The organism is Christiangramia sediminicola (assembly GCF_031344135.1).
Classification (GTDB): domain Bacteria; phylum Bacteroidota; class Bacteroidia; order Flavobacteriales; family Flavobacteriaceae; genus Christiangramia; species Christiangramia sediminicola.
Window position 1 is genome coordinate 441,363 of the sequence record NZ_JAVJIU010000004.1, and the last position, 26,774, is coordinate 468,136.

The 26,774-nt window shown below is 38.0% G+C and carries 22 protein-coding genes; 15 read left to right on the forward strand and 7 right to left on the reverse strand.

Annotation, left to right across the window (positions count from 1 at the left end):
• Nucleotides 1-36: 36 nt before the first annotated feature.
• The 6 genes from RE431_RS12545 to pncA all read left to right on the forward strand — a co-directional run bounded on the left by RE431_RS12545 (nt 37) and on the right by pncA (nt 6,951).
• Entirely contained in the window at nt 37-1,242 is a 1,206-nt protein-coding gene (locus RE431_RS12545) for a porin (RefSeq protein WP_309562330.1), read from the forward strand.
• Between the two features lie 72 nt (nt 1,243-1,314).
• Nucleotides 1,315-3,558, forward strand: a complete 2,244-nt coding sequence (locus RE431_RS12550; protein WP_309562331.1) for an inorganic phosphate transporter — start codon at nt 1,315-1,317, stop codon at nt 3,556-3,558.
• A gap of 397 nt (nt 3,559-3,955) precedes the next feature.
• Nucleotides 3,956-4,315, forward strand: a complete 360-nt coding sequence (locus RE431_RS12555; RefSeq protein WP_309562332.1) for a hypothetical protein — start codon at nt 3,956-3,958, stop codon at nt 4,313-4,315.
• Nucleotides 4,316-4,378: 63 nt separating this feature from the next.
• Nucleotides 4,379-4,915, forward strand: coding sequence for a macro domain-containing protein (locus RE431_RS12560; protein ID WP_309562333.1), 537 nt, complete (start codon nt 4,379-4,381; stop codon nt 4,913-4,915).
• Nucleotides 4,916-4,930: 15 nt separating this feature from the next.
• Nucleotides 4,931-6,343, forward strand: a complete 1,413-nt coding sequence (locus tag RE431_RS12565) for a nicotinate phosphoribosyltransferase (RefSeq protein WP_309562334.1) — start codon at nt 4,931-4,933, stop codon at nt 6,341-6,343.
• Nucleotides 6,340-6,951 (forward strand): bifunctional nicotinamidase/pyrazinamidase, encoded by a 612-nt coding sequence (gene pncA, locus RE431_RS12570; protein WP_309562335.1) that lies wholly within the window; start codon nt 6,340-6,342, stop codon nt 6,949-6,951. The genes RE431_RS12565 and pncA overlap by 4 nt, the downstream gene beginning before the upstream one ends.
• Here the strand turns inward: pncA and RE431_RS12575 are convergent.
• A complete protein-coding gene (locus RE431_RS12575; RefSeq protein WP_309562336.1) occupies nt 6,948-7,724 on the reverse strand; it encodes a THC0290_0291 family protein in 777 nt (258 codons plus the stop codon). The two genes, pncA and RE431_RS12575, sit on opposite strands and share 4 nt — an antisense overlap.
• 201 nt (nt 7,725-7,925) lie before the next feature.
• Between RE431_RS12575 and gdhA the strand changes: the two genes are divergently transcribed.
• The 7 genes from gdhA to RE431_RS12610 all read left to right on the forward strand — a co-directional run bounded on the left by gdhA (nt 7,926) and on the right by RE431_RS12610 (nt 17,748).
• Nucleotides 7,926-9,269 (forward strand): NADP-specific glutamate dehydrogenase, encoded by a 1,344-nt coding sequence (gdhA, locus tag RE431_RS12580; RefSeq protein ID WP_309562337.1) that lies wholly within the window; start codon nt 7,926-7,928, stop codon nt 9,267-9,269.
• 77 nt (nt 9,270-9,346) lie between these two features.
• Nucleotides 9,347-10,066, forward strand: coding sequence for a DNA repair protein RecO (gene recO, locus RE431_RS12585; protein WP_309562338.1), 720 nt, complete (start codon nt 9,347-9,349; stop codon nt 10,064-10,066).
• Complete coding sequence (locus RE431_RS12590; RefSeq protein WP_309562339.1) at nt 10,067-12,466, forward strand: TonB-dependent receptor plug domain-containing protein; 2,400 nt, start codon at nt 10,067-10,069, stop codon at nt 12,464-12,466. It abuts the gene before it with no gap.
• Between the two features lie 139 nt (nt 12,467-12,605).
• Nucleotides 12,606-16,007 carry an isoleucine--tRNA ligase gene (gene ileS, locus RE431_RS12595; RefSeq protein WP_309562340.1) on the forward strand — a complete coding sequence of 1,134 codons (3,402 nt, stop codon included), beginning with the start codon at nt 12,606-12,608 and terminating at the stop codon, nt 16,005-16,007.
• 3 nt (nt 16,008-16,010) lie between these two features.
• Nucleotides 16,011-16,394, forward strand: coding sequence for a TraR/DksA family transcriptional regulator (locus RE431_RS12600; RefSeq protein WP_309562341.1), 384 nt, complete (start codon nt 16,011-16,013; stop codon nt 16,392-16,394).
• 75 nt (nt 16,395-16,469) lie between these two features.
• Nucleotides 16,470-17,093 carry a DUF4097 family beta strand repeat-containing protein gene (locus RE431_RS12605; protein WP_309562342.1) on the forward strand — a complete coding sequence of 208 codons (624 nt, stop codon included), beginning with the start codon at nt 16,470-16,472 and terminating at the stop codon, nt 17,091-17,093.
• Nucleotides 17,094-17,136: 43 nt separating this feature from the next.
• Entirely contained in the window at nt 17,137-17,748 is a 612-nt protein-coding gene (locus RE431_RS12610) for a lipoprotein signal peptidase (protein WP_309562343.1), read from the forward strand.
• 2 nt (nt 17,749-17,750) lie between these two features.
• Here the strand turns inward: RE431_RS12610 and RE431_RS12615 are convergent, their stop codons facing one another.
• From RE431_RS12615 to RE431_RS12640, 6 genes are read right to left on the reverse strand one after another with little or no spacing between them, the layout of a single operon-like run.
• Nucleotides 17,751-18,167 carry a response regulator gene (locus RE431_RS12615; RefSeq protein ID WP_309562344.1) on the reverse strand — a complete coding sequence of 139 codons (417 nt, stop codon included), beginning with the start codon at nt 18,165-18,167 and terminating at the stop codon, nt 17,751-17,753.
• Between the two features lie 12 nt (nt 18,168-18,179).
• On the reverse strand, nt 18,180-19,637 hold the full coding sequence (locus RE431_RS12620; protein WP_309562345.1) for a sensor histidine kinase: 1,458 nt from the start codon (nt 19,635-19,637) through the stop codon (nt 18,180-18,182).
• 53 nt (nt 19,638-19,690) lie between these two features.
• Nucleotides 19,691-20,263, reverse strand: a complete 573-nt coding sequence (locus tag RE431_RS12625; RefSeq protein ID WP_309562346.1) for a 5-formyltetrahydrofolate cyclo-ligase — start codon at nt 20,261-20,263, stop codon at nt 19,691-19,693.
• The gene (locus RE431_RS12630; RefSeq protein ID WP_309562347.1) at nt 20,250-21,245 is read right to left on the reverse strand and encodes a succinylglutamate desuccinylase/aspartoacylase family protein; all 996 of its coding nucleotides are present in this window, start codon (nt 21,243-21,245) and stop codon (nt 20,250-20,252) included. Before RE431_RS12630 ends, RE431_RS12625 begins: the two co-directional genes overlap by 14 nt.
• A gap of 3 nt (nt 21,246-21,248) precedes the next feature.
• Nucleotides 21,249-22,121, reverse strand: coding sequence for a 30S ribosomal protein S6--L-glutamate ligase (gene rimK, locus RE431_RS12635; RefSeq protein WP_309562348.1), 873 nt, complete (start codon nt 22,119-22,121; stop codon nt 21,249-21,251).
• On the reverse strand, nt 22,090-22,542 hold the full coding sequence (locus RE431_RS12640; protein ID WP_309562349.1) for an ATP-dependent zinc protease family protein: 453 nt from the start codon (nt 22,540-22,542) through the stop codon (nt 22,090-22,092). The genes rimK and RE431_RS12640 overlap by 32 nt, the downstream gene beginning before the upstream one ends.
• Before the next feature lie 155 nt (nt 22,543-22,697).
• Between RE431_RS12640 and uvrC the strand changes: the two genes are divergently transcribed.
• Together uvrC and RE431_RS12650 are read left to right on the forward strand one after the other, a co-directional pair.
• Nucleotides 22,698-24,491: an excinuclease ABC subunit UvrC gene (gene uvrC / locus RE431_RS12645; RefSeq protein ID WP_309562350.1), complete on the forward strand. Its 1,794-nt coding sequence runs from the start codon at nt 22,698-22,700 to the stop codon at nt 24,489-24,491.
• On the forward strand, nt 24,492-26,714 hold the full coding sequence (locus RE431_RS12650) for a patatin-like phospholipase family protein (RefSeq protein WP_309562351.1): 2,223 nt from the start codon (nt 24,492-24,494) through the stop codon (nt 26,712-26,714).
• The last annotated feature ends 60 nt before the right edge of the window (nt 26,715-26,774 follow it).

Sequence of the window (26,774 nt, forward strand, 5' to 3'; positions counted from 1 at the left end):
TTCTTTGCCGGCGACAAAAACTTTAATACGATTTAAATGAAATATGCTATTTGCACATTTTTGATATGTGTTTTTACGGCCTTCAGTATACATTCTCAAGAGATCAGTGATACTAAGTTTGGTAAAGGCTTAATTAATTTTACGGCAAAAGACAGTTCCTTTAGTGTGAAGTTTGCTCCCAGGATTCAGTTTAGATCTGCAACAAACTGGAGTCATGACGGAGATAATTATTCAGATCCTACTCAGTCTTTTCTTATTCGTAGAGCAAGATTAAAATTTGACGGCTGGGCGGTGACGCCAAAGTTGAAATTCAAAATAGAACTAGGATTATCAAATAATGACATTTCTGGCGCTAATACATTTAATCGAAATACACCAAGATATATTCTCGACGCAGTTTTAAAGTGGAATTTCTATGAGAATTTTGAGCTTTGGGCTGGACAGACCAAATTGCCGGGGAATGTTGAACGAGTTGTTTCTTCCGCGAATCTTCAGTTTATAGATCGTTCGATATTAAATAGTAGATTCAATATAGATCGAGACATTGGTTTACAGCTTCATCATAAAATCGTCCTTGGTAATGATCTGGTGATAAAGGAAAAAATCGCATTATCTCAGGGAGAAGGTAGAAATGTAACTGTAGGGAATATTGGTGGTTTACAATATACTGGTAGACTGGAATTACTTCCTTTTGGTGAATTCAATAATAAGGGGGATTATGTAGAATCTGATCTTGAAAGAGAGAAGTCACCAAAACTTATGTTAGGAGCAGTTTACGATTTTAATGACGATGCTGTAAAGACCCGAAGTAATTTAGGGGATTATATGATCCTTGAAGATGGGAATATATTTCAGACAGATATTACGACCTTGTTTCTTGATGCAGTTTTTAAATATAACGGATGGTCTATGTTAGCCGAATATGCTAACAGGGAGGCAGATGAGCCGCTGGTAATTAGAGAAGGAATTTCTAATTCACCAGATTATGAGGTGGCTGTGGGAAATGCATTTAATATTCAGGCTGGTTATTTATTAAATAATAATTACGAGATTGCTGCGCGGTATTCTTTAAATGATTTTGATGATATTACCAATTATCTTGATCAGGAGGAGTATACGCTGGGAGTATCTAAATATATTGTGGGTCACAAATTAAAAATTCAGGCAGATGTGACTTATAGCGAACTGGATAATTTAAAAGATAGAATTGAATTTCGTGCTGGTTTCGACTTTCACTTCTAAAAAATAACAATTTGGTAACAGTAAATCCCTAAATTCATTGGATACTTGCACCGCTTTTTAATAAGGTAAAAAATGGAAAATATTTATTTGTTGATGTTAGTTGCATTAGTGGTTCTGGCCATTGCCGATTTGGTGGTTGGAGTTAGTAATGACGCTGTAAACTTTCTGAATTCAGCTATTGGATCTAAAGCGATTTCGTTCAAAACAATTATGATCGTTGCCAGTTTGGGGATCTTTTTTGGAGCTGTTTTCTCAAGCGGAATGATGGAAGTAGCTCGTAAAGGTATTTTTATGCCGGGGCAATTCTATTTTGATGAGATCATGATCATTTTCATGGCCGTCATGATTACTGATATTCTGCTGCTCGATTTCTTCAATACGCTCGGGATGCCTACTTCTACAACAGTTTCCATCGTATTTGAATTACTTGGAGCAGCTGTGGTAATGGCACTTATTAAGGTGAGCGCATCAGATTCGCAAACCCTTGCAGATATCGCAAGTTATATTAATACAGATAAAGCAACTGAGATCATTTCGGGAATATTCCTCTCGGTAGTGATCGCCTTTACCATTGGTGCATTAGTTCAATGGTTATCAAGACTTGTTTTCTCTTTTGAATATGAAAAGAAGATCAAGAACTTCGGAGCTATTTTCGGAGGAGTTTGTTTAACTGCGATAGGATATTTTATCTTTTTCAAAGGTCTTAAAGGAACTCCTTATTATGATAATTTCAAGGATGTTCTAGCCAGCCAGTGGTTAACTGTAGTTGGAGTAAGTTTTGTTTTCTGGACGCTATTCTCATGGTTGTTCATGAAGATCTTTAAACGTAGTATCCTTATTATAGTGATTGCTATTGGTACTTTTGGTTTAGCGCTTGCATTTTCTGGTAACGACCTGGTAAACTTTATCGGGGTTCCAATGGCGGCGTATCATTCCTACGAAGCTTGGGCAGCATCAGGCCAGGCAGCTTCATCTTTCTCTATGGAAGTATTAAGGGAAAAAGTTCCTGCAGAACCAATATTACTTTTCATTTCTGGCGGTATCATGGTACTTACTTTATGGTTCTCTAAAAAGGCCAGAAGCGTTGCTGAAACTGAGATCGGACTTTCAAGACAGGGTCATGGAACTGAAAAGTTCAACCCGAATATTCTTTCCAGAGCCGTAGTGGCGGGAAGTACTAAATTAGCAGACGGACTTAAAAATATCATGCCTTCAGGTACAAAAAGAGCTATCAGCAAAAGCTTTGAAAAACCAGATGAAATTTTAATTGGCGACAAAGCTGAAGAACAACCTGCATTTGATATGATAAGGGCTTCTATCAACCTTACTGTTGCTGGTGTTCTTATCTCTATTGCTACATCTTATAAATTGCCGTTATCTACAACTTACGTAACCTTTATGGTTGCTATGGGTACTTCGCTGGCAGATAAAGCATGGGGTAGAGAAAGTGCTGTTTATAGAGTTGCTGGAGTATTAAATGTTATTGGAGGATGGTTCTTCACCGCCTTTAGTGCATTTACAGCAGCCGGTATCTTAACTTATATCATTTTCCTTGGAAAAGGTCCAGCAATAGCGATCTTATTATTAGTGGCTATCGGGTTACTCGTTAGAAACTATATTTCTCACAAAAACAAAACTCGTGAGAAGGCTGATAAATCAGGACTTAAAAAATCAGAGAGCAAGACCGTTCAGGGAATTATCTTAGAGAGTGCAGATAATATTTCAAATGTGGTTTCAAGATCTAATAAGATCTTTTCAGATGTGTTTACTGGATTATCTAAACAGGATAAGAAGAAGCTGAAGAAGAGTAAAAAAGGAGTTGATAAACTGGAAGCAGAAATCGAAGATCTTCGTGATCATATTTTCTTCTTTATCAAAAGTCTTGACGAAACCAGCGTACGTGGTAGTAGTTTTTATATCACTATTCTTGGGTATTTAACTGATATTGCTCAATCGTTGGAATATATTTCCAAGAAGAGTTACAAGCATGTAAATAATAATCACAAGCCACTTAGATATAATCAGATCACCGATCTTAAGGAGGTTGATGATTCTTTGAGTGATCTTCTTAGAAAAATTGACAGGATCTTTACGGAAAGAAAATTTGAAGAGATCAGTGGGATCGTTGCAACTAAAGATGAGTTGTTGAACAATATTTCTGAAAAGATCGAGAAACAGATCTCCAGAACAAGGACTGAGGAATCCAGCCCTAAAAACACTACATTATACTTCAACCTTTTAGTAGAAACTAAAGATTTAATGAACGCCATCATGAACTTGATGGAAGAGTATAATTCTAGTTACAGGAAAGTATAAGCTATCCTCTTTGATAATATAAATAAGCCATCTCGATTGAGGTGGCTTTTTTTATTTCCAAAAGCAAATTACTTACGGAAAACCGTATAAATTAAATACCACTTATCGGATTTATCAGAGCTTTAAAGATGTAATTTTAAAGATGCTGTTAATTTTATGTTAGTTTCTTCATTCCTTTTTTTCAGCTGTAGGAATAAATATAATTTGGGTTCACCCCAAAATACTACTTCGATTTTTCCTGCTGAATCGAAACACTTATATGACATTATTGAAATGTGTATTCCCTAAATACACAGCTACCCCAACATTCTTTAGTGGCTTATTTTCTAGCCGTATTTTTAAACTTTTATTTGTCGCAAGCTTTTTATCTTGTCTAACCGGCTGCAACCCCGCCGCCATGTTAGATTCTGACACTTATGGAGCTAAATGGGATAATACCTATTTGTGGTTTAAGCCTGATGATATGGAAACCATTTATATTTCAGACAGTGGTGATCCCGAAACTGCCGAGCCTATACCTAACGATAGTGATTATCTTATTGAATGGGATAAAAAAGGAGAGGTTTACAATTTGCGTATCACATCGTATTATCAGGATATAGATTTTGCCTGGTTTACCGGATATGATGCCCAAAGTTCTTCCGAAGAGATCCCATGGGTTCATGACGGGAATTCTATTCAGCTTCAAAGTGCGAAGCTATTGCCATTAGAAGATGGAGCTTACCAGATATCGATTTCAGATGATCTGGAGAACTAGTTAGAATTTATGTAAGCATTCATCTCACTCAGGTTTATTTTGTATTTTATTCTTTTGTAAGGGATGAAACGAAATTTGCTTGATATAGAGATTGAAATTGAAAAGGCAGATATTGCCAGTCAGCCAGAACTTGATGCCGTTGTTAATGCTGCGAATGCCCAGTTAGCGCCTGGTGGAGGAGTTGCAGGTGCAATTCACAATGCTGCCGGTCCTGCTCTATACCAGGAATGCAGGAAACTTGCACCTATAAAACCCGGAGAAGCGGTTTTGACTGGTGCTTATGACCTTCCAAATAAATACATTATCCATTGTCTTGGTCCGGTTTATGGTAAAGACAAGCCCGAAAATGAATTGCTGGCTAATTGTTATAAAAACAGTATCAGATTGGCAGAAAAGTATAATTTGAATTCCATTGGTTTTCCCGGTATCTCTACCGGAATCTTTGGATTCCCAGCAAAGCAGGCCGTAGAAGTCGTTTTTAATACAGTTTTAGCAGAATCACCCGAAATCAAACATCTCAAAAAGATTAAATTTGTGGTATTCAGTGATGAAGACCTTCAGTTATATAAAAAGAAACTGCAGGAAATTAGCGCTGGCTAACCAAATCTTAATTTCATGAATAATTTTTCAGCAACTTATACAGATCAGTATCAGTTGGCGATGGCCCAGGTATACTTCAAAAAGGGTCAGAAAGATCATAGTGCAATATTTGATTACTATTTCAGGAAACTGCCTTTTGACGGAGGTTATGCTGTATTTGCAGGTCTGGAAGATCTATTGGAGGTGATATCAAATTTGAGGTTTGATGAATCTGATCTGGAATTTTTACAATCTCAGGGATTTGAAGATGAATTTCTGAATTATCTTAAAGAATTCAGATTTAAGGGCAAGATTTACTCGGTTGCAGAAGGAGATATAGTTTTCCCTACTCGACCAATCCTGCAGGTCGAGGCAAATATAATCGAAGCCCAAATCATAGAGACAATTCTGCTGAATTTACTGAACTTTCAAACCTTAGTCGCTACGAAGGCAAGTAGAATTAGATTGGTTGCTGGAGATGCTACCCTTCTTGATTTTGGCTTACGGCGCGCTCAGGCAACCGGAGGATATTTTGCCACACGTGCTGCGATTATTGGTGGTTTTGATGCAACCAGTAATGTTATCGCAGCGAAGAACTTCAATATACCGGTATCGGGAACCATGGCTCACTCATTTGTTCAGAGCTATGATGATGAATTGGAGGCTTTTCGGGATTTCGCTCAGGGAAGACCTGAAGATTGTGTATTGCTGGTAGATACTTATAACACCCTGAAAAGTGGAGTTCCAAACGCGATTACGGTGGCTAAGGAATTGGAGTCTAGAAGACAGAAACTTCTGGCTATTCGATTGGATAGTGGAGATCTTTCTTATTTCGCTAAAGAAAGCCGAAAACAACTGGATGCAGCCGGACTGGATTATGTAAAGATCGCGGCTTCTAATCAATTAGATGAATATGTGATAAAAAGTTTACTGGAACAGCAGGCTCCAATCGATATTTTTGGAGTTGGAACCAATCTGGTGACAGGCGATCCTGATGGCGCATTGGACGGGGTTTATAAGTTGGCCTGTTCTAATGGAAAGCCAAGGATAAAGATTTCCGAAAGCATTTTCAAAGTAACGCTTCCACATAAAAAGCAGGTTTTTAGAATGAAAGACGAAAGTGGAAAATGTATTGGTGCAGATGCGATTGGATTATATCATGAGTCTACGGTTGAAGAAATGTTTCATCCGTTTGAACCATATAAATCCATGAATCTCGAAAAATTCAATCAGGAAGCTTTGTTACATAAAGTTATGGAAAATGGTGAAATTCTTATTGATAAAAGAAGCCTCAAGGAAATCTCAGATTATAGTATGACCAGGCTTTCAGAATTGCCTATTGAGTATAAGCGATTTAATAATCCTCACATTTATAAAATAGGTATTAGTGAAACCTTGCGAGATGAGCGTGAGAAACTAATCCAGGCATCAAAACAGAAATTGAAATGAAAACCCTGATTATTATAGATGTTCAAAATGATTTTATGCCCGGTGGAGCATTGGCTGTATCAGATGGTGACAAGATCGTACCGCTCCTAAACGATATTCAGCAGAAATTTGATCTGGTGATCGCTACTCAGGATTGGCATCCTGAAAAACATGCAAGTTTTGCAACATCTCATAAGAATGGGAATGAATTTGAAGTGATAGACCTTAACGGAATCCAACAGGTGTTGTGGCCGGAGCACTGTATTCAAAACAGTTATGGGGCGAAGTTTCATTCAGATCTTGAAACATCAGGAATTGAAACAATTTTTAGAAAGGGAACTGATATTTCTATTGATAGTTATAGCGGATTTTACGACAATGCTCATTTAAAATCTACTGGTCTTACAGGATATTTGAGAGAAAAGGGGGCGAAAGAACTTTATTTCGTTGGTCTGGCTGCAGAATACTGTGTGAAATTCTCTATTCTAGATGCTTTGGAGGAAGGATTTTCAGCAACCTTGATAGAAAACGGAACGCGAGCATTGAGTGAAGATGCCTTCAAAAATGCAAAAACTGATATTGTAAATAAAGGAGGAAAAATAATAGACTCTTCTGAACTGGACTTCTAGAAATCCAGGTAATAAATATAACCGATATTAAACCAGAGCACGAAATCATTGAATTTGTTCTGCGGTCCCTGAACGTCTAAGCCTTCGAGCTTGTCGGTGTCATAATACATAGCTCTTGCTTCTATCTGGAGGTCATTGAACCTTCCAAGTCTGTAACGCAAACCGGCACTTCCCAAAATTGCGAAGGTATCGCCTTCCTCTAAAAATAATCCATCTTCAAAAGTTCGGAACAAAACCTTCGGGCTGTCTAGCGGTCCCAAATCAGAATAGGCATCAGGCTTGTAATGCACGTAATGCACTCCTAAACTTATGTATGGAGCGAAAAGAACGGCAAAATCCCTTGCTTCTTTAATTCCGAAGAGATGGTATTCCAGGGAAGTTCCCGCTTGAATTAACTGGGTTTTACCATGCATGGCTCTTAATTGTCTCCCGCCTTCACTATCTTTCTGGGCTACGGGACCATAATGGTCAAGATTTGACTGAAGATAATCTATTTCATTTCTTATTCTGAAGTGTTTGGTGAACCATAATTTAGTCGGCCGGCAGCTACATTCAGGTTTAAAAGCGAAATTCATATAATGCACGATTCCTACTCCGAACCCTTCATTATCAAGGTTGTTACGAAGATTGTAACGTTCCCCATAATCTGTAAAAAAACCGGCCGGGCCGGTGATAACTCCTAATTCGTTGGAAATACTTAATTGACCAAAAGCACTACCCGACCAAAGCGAGAGAATCAAACTTGTAATAAAGAATGCTCTGGTATTTAACATGTGTATTGGCTTGCAGTATTGGCAAATATAACAAAACTACAATAACGAAAATCTAAAAAACTTAGTATTACAAAGGGCTGCAAACTTAAAAGTTAATTTTATATGAAATACTAGAATGAAACTTTTAATCATTAAAGAATATTTATATTTGCCACACTATTTGGACATAAAATTTATAATTTAATAATAGCGCCCATCATTATGGAAAAAAACATCAAAAATTTCCTGGAAAAGGTGTCAACCAGAAACCAGAACGAACCAGAATTCATGCAAGCGGTTCACGAGGTGGCAGAAACGGTAATTCCTTTCATTGAAGAAAATAAAAAATACCAGAACAAAATGCTTCTCGAGCGAATGGTAGAGCCTGAGAGAGTGGTGATGTTTAGAGTGCCTTGGTTAGATGATAATGGTGACATCCAGGTGAACCGTGGTTTCCGTATTCAGATGAATTCGGCGATTGGACCTTATAAAGGAGGTTTGCGTTTTCACCCATCTGTAAATCTTAGCATTCTTAAATTCCTTGCCTTTGAGCAGGTGTTTAAAAATAGCCTTACTACACTTCCTATGGGTGGTGGTAAAGGAGGTTCAGATTTTGACCCGAAAGGAAAGTCAGATAATGAAGTAATGAGATTCTGCCAGAGCTTTATGACAGAATTACAAAGACATATTGGAGCAGATTGTGATGTTCCCGCAGGAGATATTGGTGTTGGAGGAAGAGAGATCGGATTCCTTTTTGGTCAGTATAAAAGAATTCAGAATGAATTCACCGGAATTTTAACCGGGAAAGGTCTTTCTTATGGAGGGTCACTTATTAGACCTGAAGCTACAGGATACGGAAATGTATACTTTGCACAAAACATGTTGAAGACCAAAGGTGAAAAACTGGAAGGTAAAACAGTTGTGATCTCTGGTGCTGGTAATGTTGCTCAGTATGCTGCTGAAAAAGCAACTCAGCTTGGAGCTAAAGTTGTTACCATGTCAGATTCGGGAGGATTCATTTATGATAAAGACGGGATTGATGCAGATAAACTTCAGTTCATCATGGAATTGAAGAATGAGAGAAGAGGAAGAATTAGCGAATATGTAGACCAGTATTCTTCGGCTGAATACCATGAAGGAAAAACTCCATGGGGAATTAAATGTGATGTAGCGCTTCCTTGTGCAACTCAGAATGAGTTAGAAGGTGATGATGCGAAAACATTGGTGAAAAATGGATGTATGTGTGTTGGAGAAGGAGCAAATATGCCTTGTACTCCAGAGGCTATTGAAGTTTTCCACAAAGAGAAAATACTTTTCTCTCCAGGAAAAGCTTCTAATGCTGGTGGTGTAGCAACTTCAGGATTAGAAATGTCTCAGAACTCCATGAGATACAGCTGGACTGCTGAAGATGTAGACAAGAAACTTCACGAGATCATGAACGATATTCATGAAAAATGTGTGGAATATGGTACTACAAAAGATGGATATGTAGATTATGTAAAAGGAGCAAATATCGCCGGGTTTGTTAAAGTAGCTGATGCTATGCTAGCCCAGGGAGTTGTTTAATACCTTCTGATCACTTAAATATACGGAGCCGCTTGAAAAAGCGGCTTTTTTTATAAATTCACGGCAAATATTCCTGAATGCTGGTTCATACCAAAGCGATCATTATAAGGGCGTTAAAATACGGTGAGGCCGATCTTATTGTAAAAGCCTACACACTCTCAGACGGGCTGTGCACCTATATGCTGAAGGGAGTTCTCAAATCTAAAAAAGGAAAATTTAAGGCTTCAATGTTCCAAAGCCTTACTCTTCTGGATATCGTTGCCAATCACCGGGGCACAGGTAAAATGGAATATCTCAAAGAGGCCAAGGTTACCGGAAATTATCAAAGCCTGCATACTCATCCTGTAAAACTGGCCATGGTAATGTTTTTAGCGGAAACGCTGCGGAATGCCATCCGGGAAGAAGAAAGTAATGAGTCCTTATTTCATTACCTGGAATACAGTTTCCATGTCTTGGATACGTTGGATAAGATTGCAAATTTCCATTTGTTATTTCTTCTGAATCTCACTCGATATTTGGGTTTTCAACCGGAAAACGGAATGCAGGATCTTCCATACTTTAATCTTCTGGATGGTGTGTTCCAGGAAATTTCTACGAATGATTATTGCATTGAAGGTAAAAATGTAGATTTGCTGAAAAGCCTTTTGGGCACCGAATTTGATGCCCTCAAACATATAAAACTAAACCAATCATCGCGGAATGACTTTTTAAATATGCTGCTTTTGTATTATGAACTGCATATTGAAGGTTTTCGTAAACCAAAGTCACTTAGTGTTTTAAATGAAATTTTCGGTTAAATGCGATTAATATTCCTCTCTCTTTTCCTATTAATATTTTCTATTAGCGCAGCCCAGGAAATTACAGTTCTGGATAATGATATTGGTGAGCCGGTTGTAAATGTCGCGATCTTTAACCAGGATAAATCTGTTTCTACGCTGACTGATATTACCGGAAAAGCAGATATTTCAGAATTTACAGATACTGAAGTGATCATCTTTAAAGCCGTTTCTCATGTGGAAGCTTTCCGCCGAAAAAGGGAGATCCAGGCCAATGATAATATCGTCTTGCTTCAGTCTCTCGAAAATCAGTTAGAGCAAGTGACACTCTCTGTGGCCCGTTTTAAACTGAATAAAGACGAAATTCCACAGAAGATCATCAGTATTTCACCTTCAGAAATAGAGATGGCGAGTCCGCAAACCTCTGCCGATCTTTTAGAAAGCACAGGCCAGGTCTACGTGCAAAAAAGCCAGCTTGGAGGCGGGAGCCCCATGATTCGAGGTTTTGCCACTAACAGGCTGCTGCTAACTGTTGATGGTGTAAGAATGAATTCGGCCATTTTCAGAAGCGGGAATCTTCAAAATGTGATATCAGTAGACCCAATGCTGGTTGAAAGTGCAGAGGTTATAATGGGCCCGGGATCTGTAGTTTATGGAAGTGATGCTATTGGTGGTGTGGTCAACTTTTATACGCTGAAACCTGATTTCAGTTTCGTTGATGGTACTTCTTATTCAGGGAATATCTATACACGATTTTCTACCGCTAATAACGAAAATACGGTACACGCCGATGTGAATATTGGAAGAGAGAACTGGGCATTTAAAACAGGCATCACGTATTCAGATTTTGGAGATCTTAGAATGGGTGAGCATGGTCCTGATGATTATTTAAGAACCGATTACGCGGAGAGGCAGAATGGGATTGATGTGATGTTGCCCAATGAAGATCCATTGGTTCAAAAGCCAACCGGTTATAACCAGATCAATCTATTGCAGAAGATCAAGTATATGCCGGTCAAAGACTGGGATTTTAATCTTGGACTTCTTTACTCAAATACATCAGATTTTCCCAGATATGACAGGCTTTACAGGAAACGCGACGGGGTTTTACGATCAGCTGAGTGGTATTATGGTCCGCAGACATGGTTTTTAGGTAATCTGAACATTAATCATCGAAGCAATTCAGAACTTTACGATAAACTTCAGTTTACCGGGGCTTACCAGTTTTTTGCTGAAAGCAGGAATGATCGGAATTTTGGAGATCCTATTTTGTTTTCAACGGAAGAGAATATCGATGCTTATTCAGCTAACTTAGATTTTGAGAAGGGTTTTTCTGAAAGCAAATTATTTTACGGAATAGAATACGTGCTGAATAATGTTAGCTCTAAAGGTAGTTTCAAGAATATGACTTCATCTGAAAAGGGAGAGACCGCTAGTAGGTATCCTGACGGTTCAAAATGGCAATCAATGGCTGTTTACTCCAGTTATCAATGGAAATTAACCGAAGATTTTTCGCTTCAATCAGGAATTCGATATAATCATATTCTTGTTGATGCTACTTTTGATGATCGTTTTTATGATTTCCCATTTGATGAGGCAGATATCAGTACCGGCGCTCTTACCGGGAGCTTAGGTTTAAACTGGAGAATGAATGATTTTGTGGGTTGGAGGCTTGGTTTATCTACGGCTTTCAGAGCTCCTAATATTGATGATATCGGTAAGATCTTCGATTCTGAACCTGGTTCTGTAGTAGTTCCAAATCCGGGTCTGAAACCGGAATATGCTTATAACGGAGAACTGGGTGCCGACTTTAACTTATCTGATAATATTCGACTTGGACTAACTGGTTACTACACTTATTTGAATAATGCCATGGTTCGTCGCGACTTTAACCTGAATGGAGTAACCGAAATAGATTATCAGGGAGAACCAAGTAGAGTTCAGGCAATTCAGAATGCTGCCAATGCTTACGTCTATGGAATTGAAGCAGGGTTGGAAGTAGATTTTTCTGTTGCTTTGAGATTACAATCAAAATTCAGTTATACGCATGGCGAAGAGAATGAAGGTGGTGATTACGTACCCTTAAGGCATGCTGCTCCAATGTTTGGAAATACACATTTGATCTGGAATAAAAGACGTCTTAAATTTGATCTTTTTGCTGAATATAACGGTCAGTTCGATTTTGATGATCTTGCATCAGGAGAGCAGGATAAGGCCTATTTATACGCGCTGGACAGTAATGGTAATCCATATTCTCCATCCTGGTATACGCTTAATTTAACAGGGCAGTATAAATTAAATCCAAATTGGGTGGCAACTGCTTCCGTTGAAAATATTACAGATCAGCGATACCGTACCTATTCTTCTGGTATATCAGCAGCAGGGCGCAATTTGATCATTGCCCTGTCTTACACTTTTTAAGACCTAAGTATTAAAAGCATTTAATTTTCAGGTTTTTAAGTTTTCACTTAAGAATAATAACACATGTATTTTACCTTAGAATAATATCATCTTTTGTTAAAAATCCTTATTTTCGCACATCATTTGAAAAAAGGAGAAAATGAGCAGAAGGTTCCCTGAATACAAAGGTCTTGACTTGCCCAAGGTGGCAGAGGAAATACTCAATTATTGGGAAGAAAATGATATTTTCGAAAAGAGCGTGTCTATACGTGAAGGTAAAGATCCATACATATTTTTTGAAGGTCCACCTTCAGCAAACGGATTGCCTGGTATTCACCACGTAATGGCGCGATCTATAAAAGATATTTTTTGTCGATATAAAACTCAAAAAGGTTTCCAGGTAAAACGTAAAGCAGGTTGGGATACGCATGGTCTTCCAATTGAACTTGGCGTAGAAAAAGAACTTGGAATCACTAAAGAAGATATCGGTACCAAAATAAGCGTTGAAAAGTATAACGAAGCATGTAAGAATGCTGTTATGCGTTACACCGATGTTTGGAATGATCTTACCAAAAAGATGGGTTACTGGGTGGATATGGAAGATCCATATATCACTTACAAGTCCAAGTACATGGAAACTGTTTGGTGGCTTTTATCTGAGATCTATAATAAGGATCTTATATACAAGGGTTACACCATTCAGCCGTATTCTCCAAAAGCAGGTACTGGTCTAAGTTCTCATGAGCTTAATCAGCCGGGAACTTACCAGGATGTGACCGACACTACCGTAACGGCCATGTTCAAAGCGAAGGCTGAAACACTTCCTGATTTTCTTAAAGAAACAAAGGATCTTTATTTCATCGCCTGGACAACAACTCCATGGACGCTGCCTTCGAATACTGCCTTAACGGTTGGTCCGAAGATCGATTATGTTACTGTAAAAACATACAATCAATATACTTTTGAGCCGATCACCATTGTAGTGGCAAAGGAGCTGGCTGAAAAGCAATTCGATAAAAAATTCAGAAAAGCTGAATCTGAAGAGGATCTGAATTCTTATACCCAGGAGGATAAGAAAATTCCATATTTGATTGGAGAGAGCTTTAAAGGAAAGGATATCCTAGGGGCGAAATATGAGCAATTGCTTCAATATGCTCAACCAAATGATGATCCTGAAAATGCTTTCAGAATTATATCTGGTGATTTTGTAACCACAGAAGATGGTACCGGAATTGTACATACAGCCCCAACTTTTGGTGCAGATGATGCTCTGGTTGCAAAACAGGCAACTCCGGAAGTTCCACCAATGTTAGTGAAAGATCAGAATGGAAATCTTGTTCCTCTAGTAGATCTTCAGGGAAAATTCAGACCAGAAATGGGAGAGTTTGCTGGGAAGTATGTGAAGAACGAATATTATGATGATGGTCAGGCTCCTGAAAAATCTGTAGATGTTGAGCTTGCGATCAAATTAAAAGAGGAGAACAGGGCTTTTAAAGTAGAAAAATATGTTCACAGCTACCCTAATTGCTGGAGAACAGATAAACCTATATTATATTATCCGCTGGATTCCTGGTTCATAAAGGTGACCGAATTCAAGGATAGAATGCATGAGCTTAACCAGGGCATTAACTGGAAGCCTAAATCTACTGGAGAAGGACGTTTTGGAAACTGGCTGGCAAATGCCAATGACTGGAACCTTAGCCGTAGTAGATATTGGGGAATTCCGTTACCTATCTGGAGAACAGAAGACGGTACAGAAGTAAAGGTGATAGGATCTGTAGCTCAGTTGAAGGAGGAGATGGCGAAATCTGTTGAAGCCGGAGTTCTGGAAAAGGATATTTTCGAAGATTTCGAGCCTGGAAATATGAGTGAAGAGAACTATGAAAAAGTAGATCTTCATAAGAATGTGGTCGACACCATCACTTTGGTTTCAGATTCTGGAAAGCCAATGAAGCGTGAGGCCGATCTTATCGATGTTTGGTTTGATTCTGGTTCTATGCCTTATTCACAATGGCATTATCCTTTTGAAAACAAGGAAAAAGTAGAAGATAAGTGGCGTAAAGCCGATTTTATAGCGGAAGGAGTAGACCAGACACGTGGATGGTTCTATACTCTTCATGCAATCGCAACCATGATCTTTGATGATGTTGCATATAAGAATGTAGTTTCTAACGGGCTTGTACTTGATAAAAATGGTCAAAAAATGTCCAAGAGACTAGGGAACGCAGTAGATCCATTTGAAACGCTTGCGGCTTACGGACCTGATGCTACGAGATGGTACATGATCTCTAATGCGAATCCCTGGGATAACTTAAAATTTGATATTGAAGGTATTGGGGAAGTTCAACGTAAATTCTTTGGAACCCTTTATAATACGTATTCATTTTTTACGCTTTATGCAAATATTGATGAATTCACGTATTCTGAAGCAGATGTAAAACTGGAAGACAGACCGGAAATAGACCGATGGATTCTTTCAGAATTACATACGCTTATAGAGAAAGTAGATAAGTTCTATTCAGATTATGAACCAACTAAGGCTACCAGAGCAATTTCAGAATTTGTTCAGGAAAATCTAAGTAACTGGTTTGTAAGATTGAGCAGAAGAAGATTCTGGAAAGGTGATTATGAGCTGGATAAGATCTCTGCATACCAGACGCTTTATACTTGTCTGGAAACTGTAGCCAAGCTTGGAGCACCAGTAGCGCCATTCTTTATGGATAGATTGTTCAAGGATCTTAATGCTGCTACAGGAAAAGACAAGGCAGAATCTGTACATATCGCTGATTTCCCGGTTTATAAACCAGAATTTGTTGATAAATCTTTGGAGAGAAAGATGGAGAAGGCTCAAACCATTTCATCTTTGGTTCTTTCCCTTAGAAAGAAAGAAATGATCAAAGTGCGTCAACCTCTGCAAAGAGTAATGATTCCGGTACTTGACGATAGTCAAAAGCGAGAGATTCAAGCAGTTGAAGACCTTATAAAATCTGAGGTTAATGTGAAGGAAATCAAGCTTATAGATGATGCTTCAGGACTGCTTGTAAAGCAAATAAAACCAAACTTCAGAGTTCTTGGCCCGAGATTTGGTAAAGATATAAAGTTGATTGTCAATAAGATAAACAATTTCACTTCCGAAGATATCGCTGAAATCGAGCGCAATGGAGAGATTGAAGTTGCGGTAAACGAAAATTTAGTTAATTTGTCCCTCGATGAGGTGGAAATTTCATCTCAGGATATTGAAGGATGGTTGGTTGCCAGCAGTGGCAATTTAACCGTAGCCCTGGACGTTATTATCAGTCCGGAGTTGAAAAAGGAAGGTGTTGCCAGAGAACTGGTGAACAGGATCCAGAACCTCCGCAAGGATTCAGGCTACGAAGTGACTGATACCATAGATGTTACCCTACAAAAGGACGGTATTATCGAGGATGCCGTGAACGATAATATAAGTTATATTAAAAACGAAACATTAACTGCAAACCTCGAATTTGCAGAGGTGGTAGATGAAGGCGCCGAAGTTGAATTTGATGAAATTACCACCAGATTGTTTATTAAAAAACATTAAGCCATGTCTACAGAAGTAAAAGAACGTTACAGCGATGCTGATTTGGCAGAGTTTAAAACTCTGATCAAGAAAAAGATCGAAAAAGCGCAGGAACAACTTGCGATCTATCAAAATGCTTACAAAAACGACGGTAATAACGGTACAGATGATACTTCGCCAACATTCAAAGCTTTTGAAGAAGGTAGTGAGACCATGAGTAAAGAAGCGAATTCTCAGTTAGCTATCCGTCAGGAGAAGTTTATCAGAGATCTTAAAAATGCTTTGATGAGAATCGAGAACAAAACTTATGGAATTTGTAGAGTAACCGGTAAACTTATCGCTAAAGAGAGATTATTGCTGGTGCCACACGCAACACTTAGTATTGAAGCTAAGAACATGCAGCGCTAAACTGTAAGATTTTAAATAAGGAACGTCCAGCATTCTAAATGTTCTGGACGTTTTTTGTTTAATAGAGAAGGGAAGATGAAGAAGGATATAATATTTGTTTTTTTGGTATTACTGAATTCATTGCTGGTATTTTCCCAGAAGGATACCCGGGAAAGCATAGATGCTCATCAAATTGAAAGTATTAGAATAGATACTGATGAGGTTTATCTTATAAATCTAAAGGCAACTGAAACTTCACAAATTAAGATAAGCACACATTCTGAAGGGGAATATTTTAATTATATCATTTTAGAATCTGAGATTAGGGGAAGTGAATTGATCATCAGGACAAAATATCCTCAAAGATTAACCGGAGGTTTCGATAAGTTAAGTGCTCATAAAGTATTTTCTCTTGAAATTCAGATGGAAATTCCGGAAGATCTTGAAATTATAATTAATTCAAATATAGCTTCACTCCAAGGAAAAGGTAGATTCAAATCTGTTTATGCCGATCTAAAACAAGGCTATTGTAAACTTACGGATTATTCGGGAACGGCTGTTATCAATACATATTCCGGAAATATCCTGGTTGAAACTAATTCAGGTTTAATAGAAGCTGAATCACGAAATGGAAAGGTAAAGATCCCTGAATTTTTGCCAGGCCGAAACCCTTTAAGACTCACAAGTATAGACGGTGATATTATGGTGCGTAAAAACTAAATAATATTAGTATTTTTGACCCGTTTTCAACTAAAATAGATTCATGTCCCTTAAAAAAGCCGGATTATTCATTATACTGATTCTTATAATAGATCAGGTTTCCAAATTTTATATCAAAACTCATTTTGCTCTTGGAGAAGAATTAGAAGTCTTTGATTGGTTCAGAATATTATTCGTTGAAAATGAAGGTATGGCCTGGGGAACTAAAATCCCTGGTGAATATGGTAAACTAGCCTTAACGCTTTTTAGACTGGCTGCAATTGTTGGTATTGGTTACTGGCTTTGGGATGCTGTTAAAAAAGATGGTTCAAGAATACTTATTTTCTCTATCGCGCTCATCTTTGCAGGAGCCTTTGGTAATATTATCGATTCTGTATTCTACGGAATCATTTTTGACGACAGTTACGGTCACGTAGCGAGCTTTTTACCTGAAGCAGGAGGTTATGGAACTCTTTTTCATGGTAAGGTGGTAGACATGCTTTATTTCCCTTTATGGAAAGGTTATTTGCCGGAGTGGATCCCATTCTGGGGCGGTGAATACTTTACTTTCTTCGAACCGGTATTCAATATAGCAGATTCAGCTATAAGCGTAGGAGTGGCGATGCTTCTTTTATTTAATAAAAGAGCATTCCCTAAAAACGAAAAAGAGGAGTGAAATTAAGCGGCAGTTTTTTCGAAGATCTTCTCGAATTTTTTCAGCTCAATAGGTTTTATAAGATAATCTGTAACCAGATTAAATGACTTGGCTCTTTCCAGATCACGAGGATCTATGGAAGAACTTACTACATATAAAGTGATTTTCTTATTTAAGCTGTTCTTGATCTTGATAAATTCATTCAAAAACTCCCAACCGTCCATCACAGGCATGTTAAGGTCAAGGAAAATGATATCCGGAAGTTTATCTTCGTCCGTAACCGTTTCCATGATGTTTTTGAAATAATCCAAAGCTTCCTTACCGTTTTTGTAGATAAGCAGGTTTTCTGAAAGCTTTTTGATCTCAATGATCTTCTTTACTAAATTCACGTATATCTTATCATCATCAATGATACACGCCAGTTCTACTTTTTGCCCCATAATCAATAGAATCTAGAATTTGATTTTGAAAGTAGTACCAATATCTAAAGTACTACTCACAGATATTGTCCCCCCAAGGGCTTCTACCTGGTTTTTAGTTATAAATAAGCCAATTCCTTTCGCCTCGGGATTGCTCTGGTGAAATGTTTTATACATACCGAACATCTTATCACCATACTCATCGAGGTCAATTCCCATTCCGTTGTCGCTAACTTCTAAATACTCTTTATCGTTCTCGACATAGGTCTGAATAAAAATGACTGGTTTACGCCCCGGTTGTCTATACCGGATTGCATTCGTGATTAAATTTAGTAAAATACTTTCAAGATACTCAGGGATATAGCGAATTTCTTTCAAATCCTGAAATTCAGCGACGATTTTTGCATTTTCTCGATTAATGAGTGATGAGATAGATGCTAAAACGATTTCCAGAGCTTCTTCAAACCTGATTTTTACTTTCTCTTTTCTTAATGAAGTTTGAATGCTCACGATGTCATTCAACCTCGAAATTGCAGAATCAAGATTTCCTGCTACGTCTTCAACATTTGCCAGTAGGTCGAGTTTATCTCTGTCTGTTTTCGATTCTCGAAGCAGTTCAACTATGAGGCTTAAATTGCTGCTATGAGATCTTAGATGGTGAGAAACTATATGGGCAAAATTGAAAAGTCTTGAATTTTGTGTGGCAATGATATCCAGTGAATTCTGAAGGTTAAGCTCATTGCTCTTATTTTCATCAATATTCTGAAGAACTCCACGAATCCCGATAACCATTTGGTCATCATTATAAACCGGTTTGCCGGTTAATCTCACCCAGAATTCTCTATTCTGAAATGAGACCATTTTAAGCTCCAGTTTAAATGGAATCCCGAAATTCTCACATTTATCAAATGCATTGCGCATTCTGTTATGATGCTCTTCCGCATAGAATTTCATTCGGTCTTCATAAGCCGGCTGAAAATCCCGCGGACAATCGATGATCTTTTTAGAAACATCATCCCAGTAAATATTCTTGTGCACCGTATCTACATACCAGCCTCCTGTAGAGGTCATTTCAGCCGTTTCACGATAATAAAAGAAATTCTCTTCAATGGTGTATTGATCTCTCTTACTCTGGTGAATATTTATGAATAATAGTACGGCAGATTCTCGAAACTCGCGCTCTGTTTTGCTTTTTTGATTCTTACATTCAAACCAGCGATACTTGCCATTTTCAAGCTTCAGTTTAATTTCAAAGCTGAAAGGCTCTTCTTCCTTGATAAGCTTTTCAAAATGTATCCGGAAATCGTAACGGTAATCTGGATGAAGAATATGGTTGATGAAGAATTCAAATCTATCTTCTTCTATTTCTGGCTTTCCCACCAGAATGTTGAAATGCTCAGACCATGATATTTGTTTAGAAAACAGATTGATTTTCCAATAAGCAATATCAAAATCTTCCAGTATGCTGTTTAACTGTAGATCGGTTAGCATGCAATAGATTTGTTCAGGTTAAAAATAACGTATAAACCTTATCAATACAAAAATTATTTATTTCCGAATTTATATATGTTATCTGGTGTTACACAGTAGTTTAAAGGAATGTCGCTGCTAAAAATTTCTTCTATCTTTTCTACCGGTTCAAAAAATGAGAGTCCTATCTTCACGATTTCTGGCCGGCAACCCGCTAAAAACCTGTCATAAAAGCCCTTTCCGTAGCCTACCCTGTGGCCTGATTTATCAAAGGCAAGCAATGGGATAAAAACCACTTCTAGTTTTTCAGAATTGATCTCTATTCCATCTTCAGGTTCTGGAATATTCCATCTATTTTTCTTGATCACTGTTTGATCTGTGAGCAGAAAATTGGTCAATGCTCCGGTTTCAGCATCAGATTTCGGAATAATAACTTCCTTATCCTTGCCTTGCAGAATATGTAACAGAAACTCTGTATCTACTTCTTTTTGTTCAGCAATACTAAGAAAGATGTGATAATACCTGTGATTCCAGATGGGTAATTCAAGAGATTTATTTGCGATCTGAAGACTGAGTTCTTCAATCTCGCTTGCATTCATTTTCAGCCTGAGATCTTTAAACTTCTTACGCAGGTTATCCTTCTGCATGATCTTCGGTTTTTGGTTGCATGGAAATATGAAAAATGGCATCTCCCTGGTACACGATTGGTGATTCGTTCACATTTATCACATAACCTTCACTTGAAGACTTGATCTTATGTCTGAATTTCCCGTATGGATCTGTAATGGTCGCGATATATTCGCCTTTTTCAACATGCTTGCCACATGGAATTTTTACGTGTAAAAGTCCGCTGTATTTAGCGCGTAGCCATGAACTGTTCTCGATAAGAACGGTTTCTTTTCTAACATCAGGATATTCAAATTTAGTAGCCAGCATATCCAAATGACTTAAAATTCGCATAGCTCCTTCAACACCATATTGGGCAACATCTTTATTGCTATCCAGGGACTTTCCGCCTTCAAAAAGCAAAACCGGAATACCCAATTTTGAACAGGTTTCACGATAAGATTTTGTAATCGTTTTAGAATGAATCGTAAAAGGCGCATTAAAGATTCGAGCATATTTAATGCTTTGTTCATCGCCTTTTTTCACCCTTATTTGTGGCGCATTGAATCTTGCTGCCCCACCAGTATGAAAATCCAGACAGAAATCTGCAATAGGGAGAATTTTTTTCACGAACTGATATGCAAACCTGCTGGCTAAAGAACCATTTTTTGTTCCGGGAAAAACCCTGTTTAGGTCACGCCCGTCAGGAAATTCCCTGGCCATGTTCAGAAAACCAAAAATGTTCACGATCGGGATGCAAATAACAGTGCCCGATTTAGGTCTATTAATCCCTTTTGAAATGATCTGTCTTACGATTTCTACTCCGTTGATTTCATCTCCATGAATTCCTGCGGTAAGTAGAACAACCGGACCCGGTTTTTTAGAACGTTCTATAATAACCGGCACCTCTACAGAAGTAGTGGTGTAAAGTTTTGCCATATTGAAATTTATGGTGGCGCCCTTTCCTGGAAGGACTTTTTCACCTAAAATTTCAAGAACATTGTCCTTGGTTATACGAGGCATATATTAGACGTTTCTTTCTATATATCTAATGATGGTTTTAGCAATATCTTTTCCAGTAGCTTCTTCTATTCCTTCCAGTCCCGGAGAGCTGTTAACTTCTAGGATCAGAGGTCCTCTGCTACTTTGTAACATATCTACACCGGCAACACCAAGCGCCATTGCTTTAGCTGCTTTGATCGCTGCGTTCTCTTCTTCGTCTGAAAGTTGAATGATCGAAGCAGAACCGCCTCGGTGAAGATTAGACCTGAATTCACCTTCTTTACCTTGTCTTTTCATCGCACCAACAACCTGTCCATCTACCACAAAAGCCCTAATGTCTGCTCCGCCAGCTTCTTTGATAAATTCCTGAACAATCACTCTGGCCTGAAGACCGTTGAAGGCTTCAATAACAGATTCTGCCGCATTCTGGGTTTCGGCAAGAACAACTCCTAGACCCTGTGTTCCTTCAAGTAATTTGATGATTACCGGGGCACCTCCAACATGGTCCAGAATTTCAGTAACATCTTTTGAGTAATTAGTGAAAACGGTTTTTGGAAGACCTAACCTTGCTCTGGAAAGTATTTGAAGACTTCTCAATTTATCACGACTTCTTACCAGTGCCTGAGATTCGGTAGTGGTAAATGTTCCCATCATCTCAAACTGTCTTACTACTGCCGTTCCGTAAAAAGTTACCGAAGCACCAATCCTTGGGATTACCGCATCGGTATCGTCAAGAAAATGATTTTTATAATAAATACTGGGTTTTTTCTTTTCAATAACCAGATCACACTTTGTGGGATCTATTACTTCAACTTCATGATTTCTTTTCTTTCCTGCTTCAACCAGTCGGCTAGTGGAATATAGCTTAGGGTTTCTTGATAGAATTCTTATCTTCATCTAACTTTTTATTAAAAGACACATCAATCAATTCAGTGTCTACTATAAATTTTTTGGTTAAAAATTTTCTGCCGATCAAAACCGGATATCTCATTTCCTGCCTGTCTGAAAGGGATAGCGAGATCTTAAATACCTTATTGAACAACTTGATATTGGATTGTACCATATATCTCTTCTGGATCATCCCATTACTGCTTCGTACAAAAACAACATCATAATCTTCAAAAACGAATTCCCTATTGTTGTAAAGAGGGTGTTCTTCATCAAGAAAAGTACAGTGTATTACATTGTCTTTTTCAATAATGTTTTCGCAATGAATAGATGAAGTGTATGCTCCGGTATCGATCTTTACGGCGATATCGTTGAGGTGTAAAGCTGGAAAGTCTGCTTTATCAAACCTGCCAATTACGATTTTCTCCATATTGCAATATACTAAAAACCCATGAATTAAAGGGCTTGGCAAAGTAAAGCAAAGTTTAGGTATATATTCAAATTCTAAAGTGTGAAACCGAAATTTTTAAAGTTGAATTTGAAAAAAGTTTATCTGGCTCTCATTAATGTTTTAAATTTGAGCTAATGGAAAAACCTGCTCTGGAAGTTCAGTTAAAAACTCTGCCCAACAGCCCGGGAGTATATCAGTATTTCGATAAGAACGGGAAGATACTTTATGTGGGTAAGGCCAAAAACCTTAAAAAGAGAGTAACCTCATATTTCAATAAAAAACATGATAGCCACCGCATAGGCGTGATGGTTAAGAAGATCAATGAGATCAAGCATATAGTTGTAGAATCTGAAACAGATGCATTGCTTCTGGAAAACAACCTGATCAAAAAACACCAGCCGCGTTTCAATGTAATGCTGAAGGATGATAAGACCTATCCCTGGATTTGCATAAAAAATGAAAGGTTTCCACGAGTATTTCCAACCAGAAAACTAATAAAGGATGGAAGTGAATATTACGGACCATTTACAAGTTTTAAGACCGTAAATACTCTTCTTGACCTAATAAAAGGCCTTTATAAATTACGAACCTGTAATTATGACCTGGCTGAAGACAAGATCAGGGATGGTAAATACAAAGTTTGTCTTGAATATCATCTTGGAAACTGTCTTGGACCCTGCGAAGGTTTTCAGGTGGAAGAAGAGTATAACAATAATATTGAAGCGATTCGGCAGATCGTAAAAGGTAATTTTAAGGATTCTCTGCAAAGGTTCAGAACGCAGATGAAAGAGCATGCTGCAAAAATGGAATTTGAAGATGCTCAGAGAATTAAAAATAAGATCGATGTTCTGGAGAATTACCAGTCTAAATCTACCGTGGTTAATCCTAAGATAAGTAATGTTGATGTTTTCTCTATTGTGAGCGATGAGGGGTATGGCTATGTAAATTTCCTTCAACTTTCTCATGGAGCGATAATCAGGTCTCATACCATTGAAATGAAGAAAAAGCTGGATGAGGATGATCGCGAGCTTCTGGAGTTAGCCATTGTAGAGATAAGGCAGCGTTTCAATTCAAATTCGAAAGAGATTTATGTTCCTTTCAAAGTTGATGTTGGAGAAGAAATAAAGATTGTAATTCCAAAGCTTGGGGATAAAAAGAAGATCGTAGAGTTATCTCAGCGAAATGCCAAATATTTCAGGCAAGAGCGTTTTAAGCAAATGAAGATCGTAGATCCAGACAGGCATGTGAACAGGGTAATGGCTCAAATGAAGGAAGATCTTCGATTAAGTAAAGAGCCTCGGCATATAGAATGTTTTGATAACTCCAATATCCAGGGAAGTAACCCGGTAGCAGCTTGTGTAGTTTTCAAGAACGGGAAACCCAGTAAAAAGGATTATCGTAAATTTAATATCAAGACAGTAGAAGGACCTAACGATTTTGCTTCAATGGAAGAAGTTGTGTTTAGAAGATATCGAAGGTTGCTCAACGAAGGGGAAGATCTTCCTGAACTTATTATCGTTGATGGTGGAAAAGGGCAGTTGTCAAGCGGTGTAAAGGCTTTGGAGACACTAGGTCTCCGCGGAAAGATCGCTATTATTGGGATTGCAAAAAGACTGGAAGAAATTTTTTATCCTGATGATTCAATTCCTTTGTATCTTGATAAAAAATCTGAAACTTTAAAGATCATTCAGCAATTAAGAAACGAGGCGCATAGATTTGGGATCACTTTTCATCGCAATAAAAGAAGTAAAACTGCGCTTAATACAGAGCTGGAATCGATCCAGGGAATTGGAGAAAAAACAGTTATAGAGCTGTTAACGCATTTCAGATCCCTAAAAAGAGTAAAAGAAGCTTCGCAAAAAGAACTGGCCGATGTTGTAGGTTCTGCAAAAGCGGGAATAGTTTTTAATCATTATCATACCGAATAAATGCGAAAAATTTTGATCTTCATATTCTTAAGTTTCACTTTACTTGGCTTTGGTCAGGAAAAAGAGGAGCCTAAGATCGGCCTGGTTTTAAGTGGTGGTGGAGCAAAAGGACTGGCTCACATAGGAGTTTTAAAGATCCTTGAGGAGCAAGGAGTGAAGATAGATTACATAGGCGGCACCAGTATGGGCGCTATTATCGGTGGGCTTTACGCATCGGGCTATTCGGCAAGCGAACTGGATTCTATTTTTAACGGAACAAAATTCGATATTCTTATCCAGGATGATCTTCCCAGGCGCGCTAAAACTTTCTATGAAAAGGAAGACTCAGAAAAATACGCCATCACATTGCCATTTGATAATTTTGATGTTTCCTTCCCAACCGGTCTCTCTAAAGGACAAAATATTTATAACCTTATGTCACGGCTTACTATGCATGTAGGTGATGTAAATGATTTTAGTGAATTGCCAATTCCATTTTTTTGTGTCGCGGCAAATGTTGAAACCGGTGAAGCTGTAATTCTGGACAAAGGTTCTTTGGCAAAGGCGATTTCAGCTAGTGGGGCTATTCCAACCTTGTTGAGTCCTATTAAAATTGATGATCAATTACTTACCGATGGAGGCGTCGCTAATAATTATCCGGTAGAGGAATTACGTCGCAGAGGCGCTGATATTATTATTGGAGTGGATGTTCAGGATAGCCTGGTAAAAAGAGAGGAGCTAAGAAGTGTTTTTGAGATCATGTCACAGATCAGCAATTTTAGAACGATCAAGGACATGAAAGAGAAAAAACCGCTAACCGATATTTATATAAAGCCAAATATAAGTCCGTTTTCGGTGATGTCTTTTGAAGAGGGAAATGCTATTATCGATTCTGGTCGGGTTGCTGCACTTGAGAAACTTCCAGAACTCTCTCAACTTGTAAAAGAAGGAGCGCAATATCAAAGAGAAAATGTAACGAAAGTTGATACCTTCAATATTAGCGCTTTGACCTTAAGGGGAAACAGTACTTATCCGAGAGCTTATGTCCAGGGGAAATTAAAACTGGATTATGATGAGCCATATAATTTTGATGATCTTAATATAGGTTTGAACAACCTTTCGGCTACCGGCAATTTTGAGCGGATCAATTATCAGCTTATTCCTGAAGATGATGAAGGGAACTATGTACTTGCGATGCAAATCGAAGAAAGTGAGAATAAAATGTTGCTGCGTTTGGGACTGCATTATGATGAGCTCTATAAAAGTGGAGCTTTGGTGAATCTTACCAAGAAAAGTTTGCTTTTTACCAATGATGTTGCATCTATAGACTTGATCGTGGGAGATAATCTAAGGTATAATTTCAATTATTATCTGGATAAGGGTTATTACTGGAGCGTTGGGGTGAATTCAAGGTATAATACTTTTGAGAAATATATCAACCTGAATACGTTACGGCAGGTAGATGAAAATACTGGCCTTGAAGAGCTTCGAGAACTGGAAGTGAATTTTAAGGATTTTACCAATCAAATATATGCTGAAACTTTATTCCAACAAGTCTTCTCTATTGGTGTAGGTCTGGAACATAAATATTTAAAATTCAGTAGCTCTACCTTTAATGATCTAAATCAGAACAGCGAACTCATTTTTGATAATAGTCATTATGCGAGTGCCTTTGGATACCTAAAATTTGATTCTTACGACAATAAATATTTCCCTACGAGAGGAATCAGTTTTAATGGCGATTTTCATTTGTACCTATATTCTTCAGATTACAATGATAATTTCGCGGAATTCTCTATAGCAAAAGGAGCCATAGGCTATGCAGTTACACCGTTTACAAATCTTACGGCAAGAATCTCTACGGAAACCGGTTTCAAAATAGGTAACGACGGGACTCAGGTGCTGGATTTTTTACTTGGTGGATATGGAAATGACTTTATCAATAATATTAAACCATTTTATGGGTATGATTTCCTAAGCCTTTCAGCAGATAGTTATATCAAGGCGCTTTTTGAAATCGATTACCAGATTTTCAGGAAGCATCACATTATTGGCGGAGTGAATATTGCAAACGTAGAAGACCGTCTTTATACTACTGGAAACTGGTTGAGCACTCCAGATTATAGTGGTTTTGCCCTGGGTTATGGTATCGATACTTTTATGGGGCCACTGGAAGCGAAATATACTTACTCACCCGAGATCAAAGAAAGCTACTGGTTCTTTAGTCTTGGCTTCTGGTTTTAAAGTACCCGGTTTAATGCCAATAATTTATATTTTCAGCTCCGGTTTTTAGACTAGATTTAA

Bases quoted from the DNA above. Each gene is read 5' to 3' on its own strand.
- RE431_RS12575 (WP_309562336.1), bottom strand. From the start codon at position 7,724: ATGTTAAATACCAGAGCATTCTTTATTACAAGTTTGATTCTCTCGCTT.
- RE431_RS12545 (WP_309562330.1), top strand. From the start codon at position 37: ATGAAATATGCTATTTGCACATTTTTGATATGTGTTTTTACGGCCTTC.
- RE431_RS12625 (WP_309562346.1), bottom strand. From the start codon at position 20,263: ATGCAGAAGGATAACCTGCGTAAGAAGTTTAAAGATCTCAGGCTGAAA.
- RE431_RS12550 (WP_309562331.1), top strand. From the start codon at position 1,315: ATGGAAAATATTTATTTGTTGATGTTAGTTGCATTAGTGGTTCTGGCC.
- pncA (WP_309562335.1), top strand. From the start codon at position 6,340: ATGAAAACCCTGATTATTATAGATGTTCAAAATGATTTTATGCCCGGT.
- RE431_RS12630 (WP_309562347.1), bottom strand. From the start codon at position 21,245: ATGCCTCGTATAACCAAGGACAATGTTCTTGAAATTTTAGGTGAAAAA.
- RE431_RS12620 (WP_309562345.1), bottom strand. From the start codon at position 19,637: ATGCTAACCGATCTACAGTTAAACAGCATACTGGAAGATTTTGATATT.
- rimK (WP_309562348.1), bottom strand. From the start codon at position 22,121: ATGAAGATAAGAATTCTATCAAGAAACCCTAAGCTATATTCCACTAGC.
- RE431_RS12555 (WP_309562332.1), top strand. From the start codon at position 3,956: ATGTTAGATTCTGACACTTATGGAGCTAAATGGGATAATACCTATTTG.
- RE431_RS12600 (WP_309562341.1), top strand. From the start codon at position 16,011: ATGTCTACAGAAGTAAAAGAACGTTACAGCGATGCTGATTTGGCAGAG.
- recO (WP_309562338.1), top strand. From the start codon at position 9,347: ATGCTGGTTCATACCAAAGCGATCATTATAAGGGCGTTAAAATACGGT.
- RE431_RS12615 (WP_309562344.1), bottom strand. From the start codon at position 18,167: ATGGGGCAAAAAGTAGAACTGGCGTGTATCATTGATGATGATAAGATA.
- RE431_RS12560 (WP_309562333.1), top strand. From the start codon at position 4,379: ATGAAACGAAATTTGCTTGATATAGAGATTGAAATTGAAAAGGCAGAT.
- uvrC (WP_309562350.1), top strand. From the start codon at position 22,698: ATGGAAAAACCTGCTCTGGAAGTTCAGTTAAAAACTCTGCCCAACAGC.
- RE431_RS12605 (WP_309562342.1), top strand. From the start codon at position 16,470: ATGAAGAAGGATATAATATTTGTTTTTTTGGTATTACTGAATTCATTG.
- RE431_RS12640 (WP_309562349.1), bottom strand. From the start codon at position 22,542: ATGGAGAAAATCGTAATTGGCAGGTTTGATAAAGCAGACTTTCCAGCT.
- ileS (WP_309562340.1), top strand. From the start codon at position 12,606: ATGAGCAGAAGGTTCCCTGAATACAAAGGTCTTGACTTGCCCAAGGTG.
- gdhA (WP_309562337.1), top strand. From the start codon at position 7,926: ATGGAAAAAAACATCAAAAATTTCCTGGAAAAGGTGTCAACCAGAAAC.
- RE431_RS12650 (WP_309562351.1), top strand. From the start codon at position 24,492: ATGCGAAAAATTTTGATCTTCATATTCTTAAGTTTCACTTTACTTGGC.
- RE431_RS12590 (WP_309562339.1), top strand. From the start codon at position 10,067: ATGCGATTAATATTCCTCTCTCTTTTCCTATTAATATTTTCTATTAGC.
- RE431_RS12565 (WP_309562334.1), top strand. From the start codon at position 4,931: ATGAATAATTTTTCAGCAACTTATACAGATCAGTATCAGTTGGCGATG.
- RE431_RS12610 (WP_309562343.1), top strand. From the start codon at position 17,137: ATGTCCCTTAAAAAAGCCGGATTATTCATTATACTGATTCTTATAATA.